Below are 20,099 nucleotides of genomic sequence, written 5' to 3'. Positions count from 1 at the left end.
ACACTCGCGGCACAGGTCATCGTGGCATTTAGGGGGCACGAATGGTCGACCAATCCGAACTGGAGAGCGCGTTTGGCTTCGCTCCGGACGACCTGCAGGCCAACCGTGAGGGTCGCCTCTCTCGGCGGCAGATTCACCGCCTGTCCGCCGAGCAGGACTGGGCCGTAGCCGGTGCCGCCGCCGCAACGATCAGCCTCGGTTTCCTGTTCGTCAGTTTGATTATGTATTTCGTCATCGTACCGGCGCTTGGTGTCGAACTTGGCGCAGCGACGTGCCTCGTCATCACCGCGTGGATCACGCTCAGCCTCATCCTTGCGCAGGTCATCTTCACGGTAGCGCGCGGCCTGCTACACCGGCGGATGCGCCGGCGCGAATTTGCCTCAAGCCTGCGCCAGCGCATGCGCAACGCCGTGTCGGGTGCGGGAGTGTCACTTCCACATGCACAGGTCGAGCGAATCGATGGTGTGCTGACCCGCCAATCCGACGGCGAACACGAATACCTGATGCTCGGCGATGTCGAGGTCGGAAGTTCGATTACCGAAGACGATCACCGGCTGTGGGAACTGGAGATCGACCGGCATTACGCGCTCTATCGTGTTAAAGGCCCGGGCTGGATCGTCTCTGCGGAATTGGTGGACTGACCGGCACTCGAACTTAGCTCGCGGCTGATGCCGGAACGGCCGGCGTGATGTACTCTTGATAGGGGCGCGTCGCCTCGGATACGCGCAGCAACCAAAGGAACCCTACGTGATAGTGCGAAGCTTAAACGGCGCATGGACGCTTTCGAAGCGTGGCGAGGCGCAGACTTATCCTGCCACCGTGCCGGGCTGTGTACATACCGACCTGATCGCGGCTGGCGAGTTGGACAACCCGTTCTACCGGGACAACGAGAAGGGCCAGATGTGGATCGGCGAGACCGACTGGTCGTACACCTGCTCATTCGTTGTTGAACCGAACGTGCTCGACCACGACCGTGTACTGCTGCGCTGTCACGGGCTGGACACGCTGGCGACCGTGACTATCAACGACACTGTGATCGGCCGCGCCGACAACATGTTCCGCACATGGGAATTCGACATCAAGCCAGTGCTGGTCGCAGGTGAGAACGTGATCCGGGTCGACTTCGACGCGCCGATGCCCTTCGCGCGCAAGATGGACGCGGAAAAAGGCATGATGGCGGGCTGGGTCGAGCCGATGCGCATCAACAGCGCCGCATGGATTCGCAAGGAGCCGTGCAACTTCGGCTGGGACTGGGGCCCCAAGATGGTCACCAGCGGCATCTGGCGCGACATCGAACTGGTCGCATTCAGCACCGCACGGTTGAGCGACGTGCAGGTACTGCAAGAGCACCGTGCCAGTGCGGTCGACCTCACCGTGAACATCAAGGCTGAACAAACGGGATCGGCGCCACTCGATGCCCGCGTGCTCGTTTCGTTCGCCGGTCAACCCGTTGGGGAGGCCGTGGTTGATCTGAGCGCCGGCGGAACCGCGACGGCCGAGCTGAAGATCGACAATCCGCACCTGTGGTGGCCGAACGGCATGGGCGATCAACCGCTATACGACGTCACAGTCGAGCTTCGCAGTGGTGACGTGCTGGACACGTGGTCGCGCTCGGTCGGCCTGCGCACGCTGACGCTCGAACGTCACCCCGACGAGATCGGCGAGTCGTTCTACTTCGCCTGCAACGGCGTGCCGTTCTTCGCCAAGGGCGCGAACTGGATCCCGGCCAGCCCGTACCCGTGGGAGCCGCAGGCGGACGACTACGACCGGCTCGTTCGAGCCGCGGCGGACGCCAACATGAACATGCTTCGCGCGTGGGGCGGCGGCATCTACGAACACGATCCGTTCTTCGACGCCTGCGATCGATACGGGATCACGGTGTGGCAGGACTTCATCTTCTCGTGCGGCACTTACCCCAGCTTCGACGCCGAGTTCATGGCGAACGTGACGGAAGAAGCGAAGGACAACATTCGCCGGCTGCGCCATCACCCGTGTATGGCGCTGTGGTGCGGCAATAACGAGATCGAACAAGGCATGCCGGACAGCCCCGGTTGGCAGGAGTCGATGAGTTGGGCGGACTACAGCCGCTTGTTCGACGAACTGCTGCCGTCACTCGTGCGCGAACTTGACCCCCAGCGCGCCTATTGGCCGGGCAGCCCGCACAGCCCGCTTGGCGATCGCGCCGATCATCGCAACCAGACCTGCGGTGACACCCACTTGTGGGACGTGTGGCACGGCAAGCAACCCTACGAGTGGTATCGCACGCGCTTTGACCGGTTCGTCAGCGAGTTCGGTTTCCAGTCGTTCCCCGAACCTGCTACCGTGGAGGAGTTCACGCTGCCGGACGATCGCAACGTCACCAGCTACGTGATGGAACACCACCAGCGCAGTGCGATCGGCAACAGCACGATCATTCATTACTTGCTCGACTGGTTCCGGCTTCCAACCTCGTTCGAATCAACGTTGTGGCTCAGTCAAATTCTGCAGGGGCTGGCGATGAAGTATGCCGTCGAGCACTGGCGGCGCAACATGCCGGTGACGATGGGCACGTTGTACTGGCAGCATAACGATATGTGGCCGGCGCCAAGCTGGGCGTCGTTGGACTGGAAAGGCAATTGGAAGGCGCTGCACTACATCGCGCGTCACTTCTATGCGCCGCTGCTGGTCTCAGGCGTCGAAGACGTGACACGGTCCACGGTCGAAATCTATGTGACCAGCGACCTCAACGAAGCGGTGAGCGGCACCGTCGTCTGCACGGTCACCGACCTGAACGGACGCATCCTTGAGGAGAACACCTACCCGGTTCAGATCGCGCCGCGCAGCAACGCGCTGGTTCAAACGGTCGGAGGCATCCGTCCCGCGCGCGAGGTCATGGTGTGGCTCGAACTGCATGTGGATAACGCCGTCGTATCGAATAACCTGCTTACGATGAGCCGACCCAAACACCTCTCGCTGCCCAGCCCGGTATTTCAAGTCGACATCTCGCCGCTGGACAAGGGTCGCGCCGCAGCGATGATCAACGTCGACGTTCCGGCGATGTTCGTATGGTTGGAACTGCCGGGGGCAAAGTTCTCCGACAACTTTGTACACCTGCGTGCCGGGCGGCCCGCGTTCATCGAGTTCGATCTGCCTGATGGCATGTCGGTGGTCGAGGCGAGCCAACGGCTGAGCGTGCGCTCGCTCGTCGACACGTATCGTTGATCGCGCGCCGGGGGCGTTGATGCGGGTTCTAGTCACTGGCGGAGCAGGTCGGATCGGGCGTATCGTGGTCGCCCATCTGCGCGACAGCGGATGGGACGTAACGAGTATCGATATCGCGGACGACCCGCAGATTGCCGGCATCGAGCATTCCGCCTGCGACATTACCCGGTTTGACGACGTGTTTGGACACATGCGCGGGTGCGGTGCCGTCGTACACCTCGCGGCGCTGCCGAGCCCCTACTCCGGCTACGGCCACGAGCTGTACCGCATCAATACCGTCGGTACGTTCAACGTGTTCGAGGCGGCCGCCCAATCTGGCGTGCAGCGCGTCGTGCAGGCCAGCTCGATCAACGCGGTCGGAGCGTTTTGGAGCGTTGTCGACATCCGCCCGCAGTACTTTCCGATCGACGAGGATCATCCGCCGTTCACGACCGACCCCTATTCGTTCGCTAAGCAGCAGGCGGAGGCCATTGGCGCGTACTTCTGGCGGCGCGACGGCCTCCGCAGCGTCGCCCTGCGGTTGCCGGGTGTCTATCAGCCTGACTACACCCAAAGCACGAACTATTGGCACCGCCGCACTGCCGCGTGGCGCACGCTCGACTCCTTGCGCGCAATGCCGGTCACCGAGTGCCGATCGCGTATCGACGCTGCCGTACAGAGGAGCATAGAGTTTCGTCGGGGGCGGCGCATGGAGTATCCCGAGCAGCCAACAGCTCCGACTGACTCAGACAGTCTTGACGACTCGGTATTGCGGGCAGTCCACTACGATCGGTTCAACTTCTGGGCGTCGATGGACGTGCGCGATGCCGCGCTGGCGGTCGAGTGCGCCCTACGCGCCGAATTCGATGGCAGCCATACGTTGTTCGTCAACGACTCGCACAACTACTGGGGATACGACTCGCACGCGCTGGTCGAGATGTTCTTTCCCGACGTGACGACATGGAAGCGTGCTGTACCGGGATCGGAAGCACTGGTCAGCATCGACCGCGCTCGAGCATTGATTGGGTTTGAACCGCAGTACTCGTTGGCCGGGAGCAAGACGCCATGATGCACATCGCCGAGGTCCTGCCGCCGACGCCGTCGCCGTTATGGACGATGGCCAAACAATGCGGAGTCGATCACGCGGTCGGGACATTCGATTGGAGCAGGGGTCTGGATGTGCCGAAGGACGAACTGCCGTGGAGCTATTCGTCGCTGGCGCGGCTCAAATCGGCATACAACGACGCTGGATTCGAGCTCTCGGTGATCGAGAATCGGCCCCCGCTCGACAAGGCGAAGCTCGGCCTGCCGGGGCGCGACGACGAGATCGACGCCACGTGCGACCTGATCCGGAATATGGGCAGGCTCGGCATCCCGGTTTGGTGTTACGAATGGATGCCGGTGATGAACTGGATGCGGACCTCAACCACGATCCCCACTCGGGGCGGCGCAATGGTCACCGGCTACGATCATGCGCAGATGCAGGACGCCCCCCTCACCGAATACGGCGAGGTTGGCGAAGATACGCTTTGGGAGACGCTCGAGTACTTCCTGCGCCGTGTCATTCCGGTGGCCGAAGAGTCCGGCGTTAAATTGGCGATGCACCCGGACGATCCCCCGCTGTCCCCGATTCGCGGCCTCGGGCGCATCATGCGCAGCATCGAGAACTTCCAGCGCTTGCTCGACCTCGTCCCCAGCGGTGTCAACGGGATCACTTTGTGCCAGGGCAATTTCACGCTGATGACCGACGACCTACCCCGTGTAATTCGCAATTTCGGTGCGCAGGACAAGATCTTCTTCGTGCATATGCGGGACGTGCGCGGTACGCCCGAGCGCTTTGTAGAGACCTTCCACGACGATGGCCAGACCGATATGGCCACGTGCATGCGCGCATACCGCGATGTCGGGTTTGATGGCGTGTGCCGTCCCGACCACGTGCCGACCATGGCCGGCGACTCCAACGAGAACGCGGGGTATTCGTCGATTGGGCGACTATTCGCAATCGGCTACTTGAAAGGTCTGCGCGAAGCCGTATACACCGAACATCGTTAGCACTGCTGCGTTTGTCAATGCCGGTTAGCCGAACAGAAGGGACACGAAGCGTGAACGACTCCGGAACGATTCAAGACAACGTCCGCACGGGATCGCGCCCGTCCGCGCTGCGCATCACCGACATGCGCATTTGCAACCTGCGCGGCCTGCCGATGGACGCAACGATCCTGCGCATCGACACCAATCAGGGGATCAGCGGGTATGGCGAGGTGCGCGATTGGGCCAGCCCGACGTTTGCGCTGATGCTCAAGAGCCGCATCATGGGCGAAAACCCGTGCGACATCGACCGCATCTTCCGCAAGATCAAGCAGTTCGGGCACCATGCCCGACAGGGCGGCGGCGTGTGCGGGGTCGAAATGGCGTTGTTCGACCTCGCCGGCAAAGCGTACGGTGTCCCGGCGTATCAGCTGCTCGGCGGACGCTTTCGCGATCGCGTGTTGTGCTACTGCGATACCGAATCGGTGCCGGACGGCTATCAGATGGGCCAACGGCTGAAGGAGCGCATGGAGCGCGGCTTCCGGTTCCTGAAAATGGACGTGGGAATCGGCCTGCTGCGCGACATCCCGGGCACGTTGATCGCGCCGCCCGGCATGCTTGACACCAGCGAGATCATGCACCCGTTCACCGGCATCCAGTTGTCGGAATACGGCGTCGAGGTCCTGACCGAGTACGTCCGGCAGGTGCGCGAGGTGATCGGAAGTGAGGTGCCGCTGGCGGTCGACCACTTCGGCCACCTCAACCTCGAGTCGTGCATTCGGGTCGGTCAGGCGCTCGACCGCTTCTCCCTCGCATGGTACGAGGACATGATTCCGTGGCAGTTCACCGACCAGTACGTTCGGCTGTCGCGCTCGGTGAACACGCCGATCTGCACCGGTGAGGACATCTACCTCAAGGAGGGTTTCAAGCCGCTGCTGGAGGCGCGCGCCGTCTCGGTCATCCATCCCGACTTGGCGACGTCCGGCGGCCTGCTCGAAACCAAGAAGATCGGCGACATGGCGCAGGATCACGGGGTGGCAATGGCGATGCACTTCGCCGGATCGCCGGTGTCGTTCCTCGCCAATATCCACTGCGCGGCCGCCACCGAGAACTTCCTCGTGCTCGAAAACCACTCGGTCGACCTGCCATGGTGGGACGACTTGATCGACGGCGTCGCCAAGCCGATGATCGTGGACGGGTACGCCGCCGTTCCGGAGACGCCGGGGCTTGGTCTCAGCGACGTGAACGAGGCGGCACTGCGCGAGCACATAGATGAGTCGCGCGAGGGTGGATACTTCGAACCCACGACGGCGTGGGACGGCGAGCGCTCGCACGACCGCTTGTGGAGTTGATCCGCCCGGCGAGCCAGTGATGTCATAGGGGCGATACCGCCGAATGTCACGGGTCGCCTGTTTCGACTCGCTTCACTGTCAACTGGCCGGGTAAGTGCTTGACTCTGCTTCCCTCGCGGCGTTACATTTGAAGGGACGGGACGCGAGCGAGGGCTTGCGCCTCGGCTCAGTTGTCCAAGTAGAGGAGCGTTCTTCGATGAAGACCAGAGTGTCGTTGTTGCTCGTAATCGCCGTGGTGATGGCCTCGTTCGGCTTCGCCGTGGCACAAGATGCGCCGAGCGGCGATCTTGAGATTTTCTCGTGGTGGACGGGCGGCGGTGAAGAAGCCGGCCTGAACGCCATTATCGCGCGTTTTAGTGAACTGTATCCGTCGATCAACGTGATCAACTCGGCAGTCGCCGGTGGTTCGGGTGTGAATGCCCGCGCCGTCCTCACCTCGCGCATGTTGGGTGGCAACCCGCCCGACACGTTCCAGGTGCACGCCGGTGAAGAACTGAACGCGCTGTGGGTCGCCGCGGGCCTGATGGAACCGCTGAACGACATTTATGAGGAGAACGGCTGGCTCGAGCAGTATCCGGAAGGTCTGCTTGACCTGATCACCGACGAAGAGGGCAACATCTACGTCGTGCCGGTCAACATCCACCGTTCGAACGTGATGTGGTACGTCCCCGCCAAGCTCGAAGAGTGGGGCGTCACCGTACCGGCGTCGTGGGACGAGTTCGTGGACGTGACCTGCCCGGCCCTGCTGGCCAAGGATGTCACCCCGCTGGCCGTCGGTGAGAACTGGACGCAGGCGCATCTGTGGGAAAGTGTCGCGCTCGGTGTTCTGGGTGAAGAAGCCTACAACGGCCTGTGGAACGGTTCGACCAGTTGGACCAGCCCCGAAGCCGTCGCCGTGTGGGACACCTACGGCAAGGTTCTGGATTGCGCGAACGACGACATGAACGCGTTGAGCTGGCAGGATGCCTCGCAGCGCGTGGCCGAGGGCGCCGCAGCCTTCAACATCATGGGTGACTGGGCGGCTGGTTTGTTCCTGGTCGATCTGGCGCTCGAGCCGGGCACCGGTTTCTCGTGGGCCGCGGCTCCCGGCACCGATGGCGTCTTCATGATGTTGTCGGACACCTTCGGTCTGCCGAAGAACGTTACCAACCCCGGCGCTGTGCGCGCGTGGTTGAGCTTCCTCGGCACGGCTGAGGCGCAGGACCTGTTTAACCCGGTCAAGGGTTCGCTGCCCGCCAACACCACGGCACAGATCGACAATGCCGAACTGTACAACGCGTACTTCCAAGATGCGTATGCGGACTGGACGTCGAACGCGATCGTCGGCTCGCAGGCACACGGTCTGGTCGCTCCGCCGGCGTTCAGCAACGGCTTTGCGGGCATCATCGCTGGCTTCCAAGGCGACCGCGACTCGGCGACGGCTTCTGCCAACACCGCAGTGCTGGCGCTGCAGACCGGTATGGTTCAGTAGTTCAGACACTGCTGGCCCGATGAAGTAATCGCAGCGTCCTGCGAGTCCGCTTGGCTCGCAGGACGCTGTCCTTTCCACATGCCATCGAAAGGAGCTTGCCGTGATCGGTCAGAGCCGGCGCGACCGTCTCATCGCGTTCTTCATGCTGTTACCCTCGTTGATATTGCTCGGTATCTTTGTTTACGGGTTCATCGGATCGACGCTGGCCACCTCGCTGACCGACTCCAGCGCAATGCAGCGGCTGATGGGTGCGCCAGCCAACAACATCGGGCTTAAGAACTACAACGACTTGTTTACCGGCGTCCTCGACTCGCGCTTTCGGACGGATGTCGTCAACACCGTGTTTTTCACAGCCATGTTTATCGCCGTATGCCTCGTGATCGGGATGCTGTTGGCGATCCTGCTCGACCAAAAGATACGCGGCGAGGGCATCTTCCGCACCATCTTCCTGTTCCCGATGGCGCTCTCGTTCGTGGTGACCGGCGTTGTTTGGAAATGGCTGTTCAACCCGGACGCTGGTATCAACGTGCTGCCGACGGCAATTGGCCTGCCGAAAGGCACCTTCCGTTGGTTCATTAGCGAAGATCAATGGCTGCAGTTCAACTGGCAAGACCTTCCGGTCATCGTCCTCTATGTCGTTCTGGCGATTGTGTTGATCTGGGCGCTGCTGCGCTGGTCGCGAACGCGCAGCACGGTGGCGGCATTGATCGCCGCCGGCGCTATCCTGATTTCGGTGTATATCACATTTGGCGATGCGAGCGCGGTGCGCTTCCCCAACCGCGAGGTGAAGGGCTTCAACGTCGCTCTGATCGCAGTCGTGTTGGCCGCGGGTTGGCAGATGGTCGGCTACACAATGGCCATGTATCTGGCCGGGTTGCGCGGGATCAGCGAAGAACTGCGTGAGGCGGCCCGCGTGGACGGGTGCACCGAACTCGGTGTCTACCGCCACATCGTATTCCCGCTGCTGGCCCCGATTACGCTGAGCGCCATGATCATCCTCGGCCACATTTCCCTCAAGATCTTCGACCTCGTGTACGTGCTGGGCGGCGGTGACAACCTGTATATCGACATGCCCGGCCTCAACATGTTCTTCGAGACGTTCCGCGGGCAGCAGTTCGGGCGCGGCGCAGCGATCGCCATGGTGATGCTGATCATGGTCGCGGTCGTCATCATTCCGTACTTGGTCACCAGCTTGCGCTCACAGGAGAAAAACGCATGACCGCGATAACCCGTCCTGCCCTCCGCCGGCGCAGCGTGCCCATCGGTCGATACGCCATTTACGGCTTGTTGATCCTTTTCGCCGCGGTCTTCCTCTTGCCGGTGTACATGGTACTGATGACCGGCCTTAAGAACCCGGCCGAGGTCAGCATCTCGACGATGTGGCAGCTCCCGCAAAGCTTCTCGCTAGAGAGCTACGGACTCGCGCTGCAAGAGCTTGCCCCCGGCCTGACCAACAGTTTTCTGCTCGTCATCCCGGCAACGATCATCTCGTCGGTGCTCGGGTCGCTGAACGGCTATGTGTTGAGCAAGTGGCGCTTTCCGGGCGCGAATATCCTGTTCCCGCTGATGCTGTTCGGCATGTTCATCCCGTATCAGGCCATCCTGATCCCGCTGGTGCAATTCCTCAGCTCGATCGGCCTGTACGACAGCCTGCCGGGGTTGATCCTCGTCCACGTCGTGTACGGCCTGCCGATCACCACGCTGGTGTTCCGCAATTACTACGCCGAAGTCCCCAACGAGATGCTCGAAGCCGGTGCGATCGACGGGTGCGGCTTCTTCGGGCTGTACTGGTATGTTGTGCTGCCGCTGTCGCTGCCGGGCTTCGTGGTCGTGATCATCTGGCAGTTCACGCAGATCTGGAACGAATTCCTATTCGGCGTTACGGTCGCGCAAGGCACACCGACCGTGACTGTGGCGCTGCAGAACCTGAGCGGTAGTCAGATCGTGCAGTGGAACGTGCAGATGGCCGCCGCGCTGCTGGCCGCGCTACCGACGCTGGTCGTGTACATTCTGCTTGGCCGGTACTTTATCCGCGGCCTGCTGGCCGGCAGCGTGAAGGGATAGAACGACGCACCGCGATCAATACAGGAGGTCCAATACGCATGACAACGGTTGAGCACGTCCTGTCGGTCAAGTGTCACTTGGGCGAAGGCCCGCTGTGGTGCGCGCGCGACCAGCGGCTGTATTGGGTCGACGCGTTCGCCGGTACCGTGCACACTTATCATCCAGAAACCGGCGCGCATGGCAGCCACGTGTTCGACGATTGGGTAACCTGCATCGCGATTCGCAAGTCAGGCGGGTTCGTGCTGGCGATGCGTCGCAAACTGGCGTTCTGGGATGGATCGTCGGCGCGTGTCGACACCGTCGCAGAGCCGTTTCCTACCGACAAGCCTGAAATGCGCTTCAACGACGGAGCCGTCGATCCGGCCGGGCGATTCTGGATCGGCGGCGTCACCAACGGCGAATACGCCGCGCCGCTGCTCCGGCTTGATCCTGATCTGTCGACTCACGAGATGGACCGCGGGTTCAGTGTCTCAAATGGGATCGGATGGACTCCCGATCGCAAGACGATGCTGTTCACCGACTCGCCGCCCCGCAAAATCTACGCCTACGACTACGACCTTGCCACCGGGGCAATCAGTGACCGCCGCGTGTTCGCTGACGTGCCCGAATCGCTCGGCGTGCCCGACGGGCTGACAATCGACAGTGCGGGATATACGTGGAGCGCGCATTGGGATGGCTGGCGCCTGACGCGCTACGCGCCGGACGGTTCGATCGACCGCATTGTGCCGGTGCCAGTGGCGCGCGTGACGAGTTGTATCCTCGGTGGGCCGGACCTGGCCGAAATGTATGTTACGACGGCCGCTCCGGGCGAAAACGACACGACGCATCAGCCGTATGCAGGCGACTTGTTCCGGCTACGCGTCGACGTACCCGGTCAGCCCGAGCCGGAGTTCGCAGGATAAGCGAATGCCGCCGAACGTGAGGTTTGTTCCCTGTGTAATGTGACGTTACCAACTTCAGGCAGGGACAGCGTCGTCGTACAATAGAGTCATACTCATCGCTTCGCTACCCAGCACGCGATGGGTTATAGACGCAGCGCCGAAAGGAAGACCGATGACCCGGACCGGGCGTATCGCCCGCGTATTCGGCGTTGTCATCGATGTCGAATTCGCGTCAGGCGATCTTCCAAGCATCTACAACGCGCTCATCATCACGCGTGATGACGGAACTGAACTGGTTGCCGAGGTTCAGGAGCACGTCGATCCGTATACGGTACGCGCCATCGCGATGAGCAGCACCGATGGGCTGCAGCGCGACCTCCCCGTAATCGACACAGGAGACCCGCTGCAAGTGCCGATTGGCCGCGCCGTTCTCGGCCACTTGTTCAACGCGGTCGGCGAACCGATCGACGGGTGGGACGTGCCGGACGGTGTGACGCGCCGGTCGATCCACGCCCCTTCGCCGCCGATCAAGTCACAGCGCAGCAACCGGCAGGCGGTCGTCACCGGCATCAAGGCCATCGACCTGCTCACGCCGTACCCGCGCGGGGGCAAGATCGGGCTGTTTGGCGGGGCAGGCGTCGGCAAGACCATGATGATGATCGAGCTGATGCACCACATCATCCAGCACCTTGGCGGCATCGTGGTCTTCGCCGGTGTGGGTGAACGCAGCCGCGAAGGCAACGAGCTGTGGCTGGAAATGCGTCGCAGCGGCGTGCTGGAGCACGCCGTGCTGGTGTTCGGCCAGATGAATGAACCACCGGGTGCGCGCCTGCGCGTGCCTCTCACGGCGTTGACGATCGCAGAACATTTCCGTGACGCAGAACAGCGCCCGGTGCTGTTCTTCCTCGACAACATTTTCCGCTACATTCAGGCCGGCGCGGAGGTCTCGGCACTGCTCGGTCACCTGCCGAGCGCCGTCGGATACCAGCCCACGCTGGACAGCGAAATGGGCGCGCTGCAAGAACGCATCACGACGACCTCGCGCGGCAGCGTGACGTCGGTTCAGGCGGTATATGTGCCGGCTGACGACATCACCGATCCGGCGGTCGTCGCCACCTTCGCTCACCTCGACGCTTCGACGGTGCTGTCGCGCCGGCAGGCGAACCTCGGCTTCTACCCGGCAATCGACTCGCTGCGCTCCAACAGCACCATCCTGACGCCTGACGGGGTCGGCCGCGAGCACTACGAGATCGCATCGCGCGTTCTGGCGCTGCTTGCCCGCTACGAGGAGCTGCAAGATGTGATCGCTATTCTCGGCATGGAGGAGCTGACCGATGACGATCGGGTCGCGGTTGGACGCGCCCGCCGGATTCAACGCTTTCTGACGCAGCCGTTCTTCGTGTCGGAGGCGTTCACAGGCCGGCCCGGGCGCTACGTCGAGCTGAACGAGACGCTGCGCGGTTTTCGCGAGATTGCCGACGGCAAGCACGACGATCTGCCGGAACAGGCCTTCTATATGGTCGGCGGGATCGACGAAGCCGTCGCCAATGCGGAGCAGATGCGGGAGGGAAAGACACATGGCTGATCGCTTGCGGCTCACCGTACGCGCGCTGACCGAAGTCGTCCTCGCTGTCGAAGACGCGCGGGTCGTGCGCTGCATGTTGACCGACGGCGCGATCGCTATTCTGCCACGCCATGCACCGCTGCTGGGCGAACTGGCCGCCTATGGAATCGAATGGGACGACGACGCTGGGACGCACAGCCTGTCGGTGAATGGCGGCATCCTGTCGGTTCGGGATGGGGAGGTCGTGATCCTGCTTGGAACGCGCCTTGACGCCAGCGAGAGTACAGCGTTATCCCGACTGGCGCGCGCCAGCCTGAGCGATCCGGCGCGGGCTGCGATGCGAGAGGAGTTCTCGCCATGAGGCCGCGCCCTGACGACACATTCTGGGGGACGCTCTGGCGCGAGGCCATTCTGGCCACGTCGCTCGGTTGGAATCTTGCCGTACCGATCTTCGCCGGGGTGCTGTTGGGGTACGTGCTCGACCGCGCCCTCGAGACCGGCCACATCTTCACACTCGGGCTGCTCGTGTTCGGCGTCGCGGTCGGCTACTACAACCTGATGCGGGTCATCCAGCGGATCGACCGCGCCGATCGCGAACGACAGCGCAAAGAAAAGGAGGATCGGAGATGAGCCTGTGGGTTTGGTTCATTGGAGGCATGTTCGTAGGCCTGTTCAGCGTGTACTCGATGCACCGGACGGTCGACGGCTTGCATCCGGAGATGGCAGAGCGCGCGAGCGTTCTGCTGTTTGCGGGCATGCTGCTGCGCCTGCTGCTGACGGCCACGCTGTTGGTTGCCGCCCTGCAGCAGAGCATCACCGCAGCACTGATCGCGTTCGCCGCCGTGATCCTGACACGATGGGTCGCAGTCGGCGTGACCGCCTTCCGCCATCACAACGAGGACGATCATGGACAGCGTCTTCCCGCAAGTCGTCTTTGAAATCGCCGGGGTTCCGGTTCGCGACACGGTGATCTCGACGTGGATCATGATCGTGATCGTCACCGTAATCCTGCTCGCGCTCGGACGACTTCGACCGACGGCGCTGGAAATGCTGCTGGACTTCCTCGCCGATCTGGTGTCAGACGTTATGGGCCGACCGGCAGGCCGCTATCTGCCGCTGCTCGCTTCGCTGGCGATCTTCATCGCCGGATCGAACGTGATCGGCAACATCCCGATCGTGACGTCCCCCACGCGGGACATCAACACGCCGCTGGCGCTGGCGTTGATCGTATTCTTTTCGGTGCACTACTTCGGCATCCGCAGCAGCGGCGTGATCGGCTACATCAAGGGCATGGCCTCGCCGATCTTCGTGTTCCCACTGGAGGTCATCGGGCAGTTGACGCGCACGCTGTCACTCACGCTGCGTCTGTTCGGCAATATCCTCAGCACCGACCTGATCGTAGCCGTGGTGTTTGTGCTGGCCCCGCTGTTCGTACCCATACCAGTTGCCGGTTTCAGCATCTTCACCGGCATCCTGCAAGCGTACATCTTCACAGCGCTGGCAGCCGTTTATATCGGCGCTGGACTTGAAGCGACCGCCCCCACTCAATCTGGTAACGAGAAGGAGATGACTCATGGCTGACATCGAAGCCAAAACCCTAATCACCGTGGTGACTATCATCGTTGCCGGCCTCGGTATCGTATTAGGCACGGCCATCCCTGCGCTGGTCGAAGGTCGCGCGGTGACACGAGCGCTCGAAAGCATTGCTCGTCAGCCCGAGTCTTCGCGGGACATTCGCACAACCCTGCTGATCTCGATGGCTCTGCTCGAGTCGACCGCGATTTACGTCCTGCTGGTCATGCTGATTCTGCTGTTCGCGAACCCGCTGCTGGACCGGTTCTTCAGCTAGGAGGCACGTGCCATGCTGGAGATCGATCTGGCGACACTCGCCTTTCAAGTACTGAACTTCCTTGCGCTAACAGCGCTGCTGTACTATGTGCTGTTCCGTCCCGTCATGCGGCGTGTCGAAGCACACGCGAAAGAACGGGCCGCGCTGGTCAGCCAGATGCAGCGCGAGCGTGATGACGCTGCAGCGCTGCGTCAGGACCTCGAAGCACGGACGAAACGCCTCGACGAAGACGCCGATCGCATGATGAGCGAGGCTCTTAACCGCATTCACGCCGAACGCGGGCGGCTGATGGCCGAGGCGGAAACCGAGGTTGAGCGCATCTTGGCGGAGGCGCACCTTGACGCGCGCGGTATTCGGCGGCAGATGATCGATGAGTTTCACGACGACCTGCTCGACACGATTCTCAGCGTGAGCGGTCACGTTATTCGCGAGACCGCCGAGCGCGACATCCACGACCAGATGCTGCAAGCGCTGGTCGATCGCGTCTGGAAACTGGGCCAGACCGAGATGCAGCAGGTCGAAAACCTGCGCCGGTCGCTAGGGCAACGGACACCCGTCGCCGACGTGGCAACCGCATATCCGCTGACACCGGAGCAGACGGCACAGCTCACCCGGACGTTCAGCGCGCTCGCCGACCGAGATGTCGAACTGACTGTGGCGGTCGAGCCGGATCTCCTCCTCGGCGCAACCGTTCGGCTGGGCGATCTCGTGATCGATCATTCTACGGCGCACAAGCTGCACGGCCTGCGCGGCGAGATTGAGACTCTGCTCAAGTCTGAATCGACGGTGCCCGCATGACTGAATCGCCACGGGATACCACACCGCAAGGCGCCGCTGCCGTAGCGCCGTTCGACACGACCGCGATCGTTCAGGCAGCACGCGAGCGGGCAGCGGAACGCATGTCGGCACCTCCGGCCGAGCCGGACCTGCCCGCGCTGCTTCGATCAATCCGCGATCGGCTGACGACGTTCTCAAAACGCGTTGTGCTGCGTGAGGTGGGCACCGTCCTCAGTGTAGGCAGCGGCGTGGCGGCAGTCTCCGGCTTGCGGCAGGTTCGCACCGACGAAATCGTGGCGTTTCCGACAGGCGTTCAGGGATTGGTGCTCAACCTCGATCACGGCGAGGTGGACGTCATCTTGCTCGGCTCCGAACAAGGCATCCGCGGCGGCGACATGGTGGTCGCCGCCGGCGAACGCCTGCGGGTGCCGGTCGGCACGACACTGCTCGGCCGCGTGGTCAACCCGTTGGGCGCACAGCTCGATGAGGGCGCGCCGATCGACCCGGCCGAACACCGTTTGCTAGAACGCAGTGCGCCGGGCATTGTCGACCGCGCGCCGATCAACCAGCCGCTGTATACGGGCTGCAAACTGATCGATGCGCTGATTCCCATTGGACGCGGCCAGCGCGAGCTGATCGTGGGCGATCGCAAGACAGGCAAAACGACCTTGGCGATCGACGCGATTCTGGCTCAGCGCGAGACTGACGTCGCCTGTGTGTACGTGGCGGTCGGGCAGCGCAAGTCGTCGATTGTCGAGACGATCGACATCCTGCGCCGTACTGGGGCGCTGCGTTATACCACAGTCGTCGCCTCCAGCCCGGACGACCCGCCGGCGCTGCGCTATCTCGCGCCGTATGCGGGCTGTGTCATGGCGGAGTACCTGATGCACGCAGGCCGCGACGTGCTGATTATTTACGACGACCTGAGCAAACATGCCGATGCCTACCGCGAACTCAGCCTGCTGCTGAGGCGGCCTCCGGGGCGCGAAGCCTACCCCGGCGACATCTTCTATCAGCACGCCCGGCTGCTCGAACGTGCATGCAAACTGAACGACGCATCGGGCGGGGCGTCGCTGACCGCGCTGCCCATTATCGAGATTCAGCGTGGCAACCTGTCGTCGTACATCTCGACCAACCTCATTTCGATCACGGATGGGCAGATCGTGCTCGACAGCGCCATGTTCAACCGCGGCATCAAACCGGCGATCGACGCGGGCCGGTCGGTTTCACGGGTGGGCGGCTCGGCGCAGACGCGGGCCATGCGTAGCGTCGCCGGCCAGCTCAGGCTCGATCTTGCGCAGTTCGAGGAAGTCGCCCACTTCACACGCTTCGGCACCGACGTCGACGACGCGACCCGCCGCCAAATCGAACGCGGGACCCGTCTGCGCGCCGTGCTGACGCAGCCCGCGCACCAACCCCGAGCGCTGTCGGAGCAGATCGTCGCGTTGTATCCAGCGGCGAACGGCTTACTCGATGCGCTGCCGGTCGATCGAATCCCGCAGTTCGAGCATGCCCTGATTCGACATCTGGAAGCGAGTTACGCCCACGTCCTGCGCGAGATCGACTTGAATGGCGAGTTGACAAGCGACTTGGAGAGCGACCTGCAGGAAGCGATCGCCCACGTCACTCAGACGATCGGCGAATCGGATCGGAGCCACTCATGACCAAGATGCTGATGGTGATCGTACCACGCGACGAGAGTAACGCCGTGATCGAAGCCTTGATTCAAGCGGGCTACACCGCGACGCTCATGGAAAGCCGGGGCGGTCGGCTGCGCGAGTCTCAGACCACGTTGTTCGTGGTCGTGCCGGAAAGCGATGTCGACGCGGCCATCGAGTCGATCCGCGCGCGCCGCCGCGAACTCGGTCATAGCGACGGGGAACTGCCGGCCGACGGAAGCGATCGCATAGGCGGGGCGTTCGTGTGCGTGTGGGACATCGACGCCTCACACCGGGTCTAGACGGGGCGTTGGAAGTGATGAGTGCTGAGAAACTGCCAATGTACCCTGCTCATTGCGCCATGGTTAAGCCGAGATTCGATCGCGCGAATTTGGAAACTTAGCTTAGGTACAGCACGATGGAAGACATCGAACGCCTTCAGACACGGCTCGCCAACATCCGCAGCGCACGGCCGATTCTGAATGCGCTGCGTACGATCTCGCTGGGTCGCTGGCAGACTGCTCTGCGGCATCAGCGCCTCGTCGACGGTTACCGCGGCGAGCTGCACCGTCTACTGCTCAGCTTGCGGCCGCTGATTGCGGCGCCGTCCGCTTACCCGCCCGGGCCGGCCCTCGCCGGCGTGCTGCTGATCGCGGTCGGAACCGAACGGGGACTGTGCGGGCGTTTTAGCATCGATGTCCTCGACCATGCCCTCGTCATGCACGCCGACTACGTGGCCGGAGGAATAGACACACGGTTGATCGGGCTGGGCGCACAGATCGGCCGGGCTGCCAAACGGCGCAAGGTCGACATCGAGGTCCAGCGCCTCGCGGCGTCACGCCTGCCGACGGCCGAGGATGCGATTGAGATTGTCCGGCCTGTTCTGGAGGACTACGAAGCGGGGGCGTTCGACGCCGCCTTCATGGTGTACGGCAAGGCAACGGGTTCCGGCGGCCTGCAGCGGACGATGCAGCAGATCGTTCCGGTCCCGCTCGACCTTCACAGCAGCGAGATGCAAGATATGGCCGACCTCCCGATCGTCGAGACATCGCCGTATGCGCTGTATACGCAGGTGCTTCAGCAGCTTGCTGCGCTGACGGTACACAACGTACTGCTTGAATCCGCTGCCGCCGAATACCTCACGCGTTTCCAGTTGATGGACTCGGCAACCCGCAACGCCGAACGGCTTACGGACGAGCTAAGTATGGCGATGCAGGACGTCACCCGTCAGGCGATCACCCGCGAAGTACAGACCCTTGCCGTGAGCGCCGGGCTGGTTGGCGGCCAAACTGCGCGAAAGGGCTAGGCGTCGCCGGTAATCTCGCGCGAGATCTCCCATGCGTTAAGGCGCTGGCCGGTAACGTCGTGGGCATCGATGCCTGCCAAATGCACGAACGCCGGTGTCAACAGCGCCGGATCAACCCACTTTTGACGCAGTTCCTCGGGATAGTGCGAGGCCGACATCGGCGTATTGATCGGCGCACCGGGCGTGACGGTATTGACGGCGATGTTGAACGGTTCGCCCTCCATAGACAGCACCTTCATCAAGCCCTCCTGCCCGTGCTTGCCGGGGCAGTACGCGACCTCTTTGACGAACCCTTTGATGCCCGACCCCGATGACAGGTAGACAATGCTGCCGCCGCCTGCGTCGATCATCGGCTGCCACACCGCCTTCGACAGGATGAACGCGGCCTGCAGGATGATGTCGGTCTCCTTGCGCCACTGCGCATAGGTGATGTCCAGCATCGAACGCTCGACCAACAGAGCAGCATTGTGAACCAGTACACGCGGTGTGCCATAGTGCGCCAGTGCTTGATCGATGGCGGCTTGTGTGGACGACGCGTCAGCGAGGTCGACAACGATCGGCAAAACGTCAGCCCCTTGCGCGCGCAGATCATCGGCCAGTGCATGCAGCTTGTCAGCCAGCACGTCCATCAACGCGATCTTCAGCCCGGCGCGCGCGTAGGCATGCGCGATTTCATAGCCCAGCCCCAGCGCCGCCCCGGTCAGGACGGCGACCTTGCCTTCAACAGCCTCGCTCATCGCGGATCTCCTAATCGGGTTGTGCCGTGTGAATCATCGGTGCGACGAAATTGCGGAAACGCTCCAGCCCCTCTTCGAATTCGGGAGAGCCTTTGGTGAATGCCCCGCGGATGAATCCTTCACCCGCCCCGCCGCCAATGGTGCCGGGCTGGAACACCAACCGCGCCTCCTCGCGCGCTTTCGCCACGAATTCGGCGCTGGTGAGGCCAGTCATGCGGATGTCGACGAAGATGTAGTAGGCGCCCTGCGGTGCGCTGTACGGTACGCCGACCGAGTCGAGCATCTCCATCCACAACCTGCGCCGGCGCGCGTATTCGTTGAGCACGTCTTTGAACCAATCGCGCGGATGGGTAAGCACCGCAAGCCCGCCGTACTGTGTCACGACGTTGGCGCAGATCATCATGGCGTGGTGGAACGGCAGTATGGCTTCGATAATCGGCGCGGGTGCGGCGATGTAGCCCAAGCGCATGCCGGTCATGGCGAAGCTCTTGGAGAAGCTGTTGATGGTGATCGTACGTTCCTTCATGCCGGGCAGCGACGCCATGCTGACGTGCACGTTGTCATCGAAGACGTAGTATTCGTAGATCTCGTCCGAGATCACGAGCAGGTCGCGGCGCTTGGCGAGGTCGGCGATCGCGAGCAGCGTCTCACGCGGGAGCACGGTGCCGGTCGGGTTGTTGGGCGTGACGACGATCAACGCGCGCGTCCTGGGCGTGATAGCGGCCTCGAGCTCCGCCACATCGATGGTGAAGTTCGACTCTGGCGTTGTCGGCACCGGCACCAGCGTTCCACCGAGCACGCGCGCGTCGCGGGCGTATTCGTCGTAATTGGGGGACGGGGTCAATACCTCGTCGCCCGGGTCGAGCAGCGCCATCAGGGTCGCCATCAAGGCTTCCTGCGCGCCCGACGTCACGACGATTTCGCTGTTGGGGTCAACCTCGAAGCCGTTCTCCGTCTTGAGCTTCTCGGCGATGGCCGCGCGCAGCTCGGGGATGCCCGTCCACGCCGTGTACTGAATTTTGTGCTCGTTCAATGCCTTCGCCATCGCGTCAAACACGAAGTCGGGCGGGACAAAGTCGGGCGTGCCGCTGCCGAGGTTAATCAGGCCGGGGATCGGCACCGACGTTTGGCGGCCCAACGACCCGTGAAGTCCTTTGGCGCGGTCGGACAAGTACTTCATGTAATCCATAGCAGCGGCGTCCTGTCGGGTGAAGATGTCGGTGTGTCGAAAC

General features: G+C 62.6%; 21 protein-coding genes. 19 read left to right on the top strand and 2 right to left on the bottom strand.

Annotation, left to right across the window (positions count from 1 at the left end):
• The first annotated feature begins 41 nt into the window (after window positions 1-41).
• The 19 genes from IPM16_01410 to IPM16_01320 all read left to right on the top strand — a co-directional run bounded on the left by IPM16_01410 (window position 42) and on the right by IPM16_01320 (window position 18,130).
• Window positions 42-641, top strand: a complete 600-nt coding sequence (locus tag IPM16_01410; GenBank protein ID MBK9121767.1) for a hypothetical protein — start codon at window positions 42-44, stop codon at window positions 639-641.
• 106 nt (window positions 642-747) lie between these two features.
• Window positions 748-3,201, top strand: a complete 2,454-nt coding sequence (locus IPM16_01405; protein ID MBK9121766.1) for a glycoside hydrolase family 2 protein — start codon at window positions 748-750, stop codon at window positions 3,199-3,201.
• A 19-nt stretch (window positions 3,202-3,220) separates the two neighbouring features.
• Window positions 3,221-4,249 (top strand): NAD(P)-dependent oxidoreductase, encoded by a 1,029-nt coding sequence (locus IPM16_01400; protein MBK9121765.1) that lies wholly within the window; start codon window positions 3,221-3,223, stop codon window positions 4,247-4,249.
• Window positions 4,246-5,232 (top strand): mannonate dehydratase, encoded by a 987-nt coding sequence (locus IPM16_01395; GenBank protein ID MBK9121764.1) that lies wholly within the window; start codon window positions 4,246-4,248, stop codon window positions 5,230-5,232. The genes IPM16_01400 and IPM16_01395 overlap by 4 nt, the downstream gene beginning before the upstream one ends.
• A 17-nt stretch (window positions 5,233-5,249) precedes the next feature.
• Entirely contained in the window at window positions 5,250-6,560 is a 1,311-nt protein-coding gene (locus IPM16_01390) for a mandelate racemase/muconate lactonizing enzyme family protein (protein MBK9121763.1), read from the top strand.
• Between the two features lie 238 nt (window positions 6,561-6,798).
• Window positions 6,799-8,031: a carbohydrate ABC transporter substrate-binding protein gene (locus tag IPM16_01385; GenBank protein MBK9121762.1), complete on the top strand. Its 1,233-nt coding sequence runs from the start codon at window positions 6,799-6,801 to the stop codon at window positions 8,029-8,031.
• Window positions 8,032-8,173: 142 nt separating this feature from the next.
• Window positions 8,174-9,250, top strand: coding sequence for a sugar ABC transporter permease (locus tag IPM16_01380; GenBank protein ID MBK9121761.1), 1,077 nt, complete (start codon window positions 8,174-8,176; stop codon window positions 9,248-9,250).
• Entirely contained in the window at window positions 9,247-10,095 is an 849-nt protein-coding gene (locus IPM16_01375) for a carbohydrate ABC transporter permease (GenBank protein ID MBK9121760.1), read from the top strand. Before IPM16_01380 ends, IPM16_01375 begins: the two co-directional genes overlap by 4 nt.
• Window positions 10,096-10,133: 38 nt before the next feature.
• A complete protein-coding gene (locus IPM16_01370; protein ID MBK9121759.1) occupies window positions 10,134-10,997 on the top strand; it encodes an SMP-30/gluconolactonase/LRE family protein in 864 nt (287 codons plus the stop codon).
• Between the two features lie 151 nt (window positions 10,998-11,148).
• Window positions 11,149-12,561 (top strand): F0F1 ATP synthase subunit beta, encoded by a 1,413-nt coding sequence (locus tag IPM16_01365; protein ID MBK9121758.1) that lies wholly within the window; start codon window positions 11,149-11,151, stop codon window positions 12,559-12,561.
• Window positions 12,554-12,901 (top strand): hypothetical protein, encoded by a 348-nt coding sequence (locus IPM16_01360; GenBank protein MBK9121757.1) that lies wholly within the window; start codon window positions 12,554-12,556, stop codon window positions 12,899-12,901. Before IPM16_01365 ends, IPM16_01360 begins: the two co-directional genes overlap by 8 nt.
• Window positions 12,898-13,170 carry an AtpZ/AtpI family protein gene (locus tag IPM16_01355; GenBank protein ID MBK9121756.1) on the top strand — a complete coding sequence of 91 codons (273 nt, stop codon included), beginning with the start codon at window positions 12,898-12,900 and terminating at the stop codon, window positions 13,168-13,170. The genes IPM16_01360 and IPM16_01355 overlap by 4 nt, the downstream gene beginning before the upstream one ends.
• Window positions 13,167-13,478, top strand: a complete 312-nt coding sequence (locus IPM16_01350; GenBank protein MBK9121755.1) for a hypothetical protein — start codon at window positions 13,167-13,169, stop codon at window positions 13,476-13,478. The genes IPM16_01355 and IPM16_01350 overlap by 4 nt, the downstream gene beginning before the upstream one ends.
• The gene (atpB, locus tag IPM16_01345; protein MBK9121754.1) at window positions 13,447-14,121 is read left to right on the top strand and encodes a F0F1 ATP synthase subunit A; all 675 of its coding nucleotides are present in this window, start codon (window positions 13,447-13,449) and stop codon (window positions 14,119-14,121) included. The genes IPM16_01350 and atpB overlap by 32 nt, the downstream gene beginning before the upstream one ends.
• Entirely contained in the window at window positions 14,114-14,389 is a 276-nt protein-coding gene (atpE, locus tag IPM16_01340; protein ID MBK9121753.1) for an ATP synthase F0 subunit C, read from the top strand. Before atpB ends, atpE begins: the two co-directional genes overlap by 8 nt.
• A gap of 12 nt (window positions 14,390-14,401) precedes the next feature.
• Window positions 14,402-15,187 (top strand): F0F1 ATP synthase subunit delta, encoded by a 786-nt coding sequence (locus tag IPM16_01335; GenBank protein ID MBK9121752.1) that lies wholly within the window; start codon window positions 14,402-14,404, stop codon window positions 15,185-15,187.
• Window positions 15,188-15,288: 101 nt separating this feature from the next.
• On the top strand, window positions 15,289-16,830 hold the full coding sequence (locus tag IPM16_01330) for a F0F1 ATP synthase subunit alpha (GenBank protein MBK9121751.1): 1,542 nt from the start codon (window positions 15,289-15,291) through the stop codon (window positions 16,828-16,830).
• Window positions 16,827-17,126 (top strand): cyclic-di-AMP receptor, encoded by a 300-nt coding sequence (locus IPM16_01325; protein ID MBK9121750.1) that lies wholly within the window; start codon window positions 16,827-16,829, stop codon window positions 17,124-17,126. The genes IPM16_01330 and IPM16_01325 overlap by 4 nt, the downstream gene beginning before the upstream one ends.
• A gap of 116 nt (window positions 17,127-17,242) precedes the next feature.
• Window positions 17,243-18,130, top strand: coding sequence for a F0F1 ATP synthase subunit gamma (locus tag IPM16_01320; protein ID MBK9121749.1), 888 nt, complete (start codon window positions 17,243-17,245; stop codon window positions 18,128-18,130).
• On the opposite strand, the gene IPM16_01315 is transcribed toward IPM16_01320, so the two are convergent.
• Window positions 18,127-18,867, bottom strand: coding sequence for an SDR family oxidoreductase (locus IPM16_01315; protein ID MBK9121748.1), 741 nt, complete (start codon window positions 18,865-18,867; stop codon window positions 18,127-18,129). The two genes, IPM16_01320 and IPM16_01315, sit on opposite strands and share 4 nt — an antisense overlap.
• A gap of 10 nt (window positions 18,868-18,877) precedes the next feature.
• Window positions 18,878-20,056 (bottom strand): aminotransferase class I/II-fold pyridoxal phosphate-dependent enzyme, encoded by a 1,179-nt coding sequence (locus IPM16_01310; protein MBK9121747.1) that lies wholly within the window; start codon window positions 20,054-20,056, stop codon window positions 18,878-18,880.
• Between the last annotated feature and the right edge of the window lie 43 nt (window positions 20,057-20,099).

Origin of the sequence: Candidatus Flexicrinis affinis, assembly GCA_016716525.1 — a bacterium.
Taxonomy (GTDB): Bacteria; Chloroflexota; Anaerolineae; order Aggregatilineales; family Phototrophicaceae; genus Flexicrinis; species Flexicrinis affinis.
The sequence above is the reverse complement of the archived record's forward strand: the minus strand, read 5'-3'. Positions and strand labels throughout refer to the sequence as shown.